This is a genomic window from Blautia sp. AF19-13LB (assembly GCF_003479105.1).
Classification (GTDB): domain Bacteria; phylum Bacillota; class Clostridia; order Lachnospirales; family Lachnospiraceae; genus Fusicatenibacter; species Fusicatenibacter saccharivorans.
In genome coordinates this window covers 1-1599 of record NZ_QUGO01000056.1, presented here as the reverse complement: position 1 = coordinate 1599, position 1599 = coordinate 1, and the positions used below count along the sequence as shown (strand labels likewise).

Genomic DNA, 1599 nt, shown 5'->3' with positions numbered 1-1599 from the left:
GCAGCTCCATGACGGTCAAGCGTTCTCTGAATGAACTGGAAACCGCCGGACTTATCATGCGGGTGCGTCAGGGCGTTGGAGAACCGAACCGGATTTATGTGCTGATACCGGGAAAGGAGGACACAGCCCTTGCCTGATACCTCAAAGCTGGAAAAGCTAAACCGGGAACTGGAGAAAAGCGAAAAGAAACTGCGGAAAGCCATCAATGATGAAAAGGCATTGCAGCACAAGTTAAAGCAGCTTACCCGAAAGGAACGGACACACCGGCTCTGTACCCGTGGCGGTATGCTGGAAAGTTTTCTGCAAGAGCCGGAACGCCTGACAGATGATGATGTCATGATGTTGTTGAAACTCATTTTTCACAGGCAGGACACACAGGAACTATTGAAAAAACTGCTGAAACGGGAGAAGCCGGAAACCCCTTAGTTTACTAAGGGCGCAATTATACACCACCCAGAGGTTGGTGCATTGCGTTCTCCGAAGGCTCCTCGCCGGAGGGCTGTGATTTTCCGCAGTCATGGTCTGCTTCAAATCAAACAGGGGACGCTACGCTTCCCCTGCGCTGGCTGCCGCCAGCTACCCTTTTGTGGACTTGGCATCTGGGGACACCTTGCCTTGCAAGCTGTTCCCAGCCGACAAGTTTCATAAAATATGCTATCTTTTCGATAGGCAGTGAAGTATAATGAAGATGACAACAAATATGAATTTTATAGCTGTTAAAATTAAGGAGATAAAAATGGCACAAGAAAAAAATGTTACAAGAAATTTGATACTTTTATTGATAGGTATGATTGTTATTTACCTATTACAAAAAAACGGGAATTTCTTCCCAATCTTGTTTGTAGTTCTATCAATATTTTTGATTTGGAAAAATAAATCCGGATTTTCAAAAAAAGATTTTATCATTGGAATTGCTTTAGCAGCATTATCGTTAAATCCAATTTATGTAATTTGTATTATATTTGGATATATGGGAGCCAAACAATTATATGATAAATCTAATGTCAAAATTAGTTTATTACCAAAAACGAAACAAGAAATTATAGTATATGGGGTACTCCCTGCTATTTTCCTTACATTGCTAAATACTGTATGGATGATACAAACTAATCCAATAGATTTTTCATTTAGAGTTAATGCTATAGTAGGCGGCTTAATTGCTAGTATTCCAGAAGAAGTTTTGTTTAGATATTTAGTATTTGCAGTATGTGTTTATATGGGAAAAGGTAAGGTGTTTTCAAATTTTCAAAATATTCTTTGCTATATAATCCTTATCCTGCCCCATGTTTTAATGCACTTTCCAGCAGGCATAGAAATGAATGTTATTGATTTGGGACTTATGAGTGTTTTTGGAATAGTGCTTACTTTTATTCAACGAAAATCTTCGTTGACATTAGCAATAGGAGTTCATTTTATTATTGATTTCATTCGATTAACGATATTTGGAGTGTAAGACAAATCCCAGTTTGCTATTCTACACACATCGGGTCAACTTGCCCCGAACTTTTACAACTAAATACCCGCCGTATACACAGTGGCACACCGAGCAGGAAATCTGAAAAAGGTCTCCTGCTTTTTTTCTGCCCAAAATGAGGTGGT

Annotated in this window: 2 protein-coding genes and 1 pseudogene; all 3 read left to right on the top strand. The window is 39.5% G+C overall.

Going from position 1 to position 1599, the window contains the following annotated elements:
* Positions 1–137, top strand: a pseudogene (locus DWX32_RS19165) (DeoR family transcriptional regulator); the annotation flags it as partial.
* Positions 130–426: a DUF3847 domain-containing protein gene (locus DWX32_RS19160; RefSeq protein ID WP_118563916.1), complete on the top strand. Its 297-nt coding sequence runs from the start codon at positions 130–132 to the stop codon at positions 424–426. The pseudogene DWX32_RS19165 and the gene DWX32_RS19160, both read left to right, overlap by 8 nt.
* Positions 427–736: 310 nt before the next feature.
* Positions 737–1453, top strand: a complete 717-nt coding sequence (locus tag DWX32_RS19150; protein WP_158579619.1) for a CPBP family glutamic-type intramembrane protease — start codon at positions 737–739, stop codon at positions 1451–1453.
* The last annotated feature ends 146 nt before the right edge of the window (positions 1454–1599 follow it).

Excerpts from the sequence above, each read along its gene's own strand:
- DWX32_RS19150 (WP_158579619.1), top strand. The coding sequence starts at position 737 with ATGGCACAAGAAAAAAATGTTACAAGAAATTTGATACTTTTATTGATA.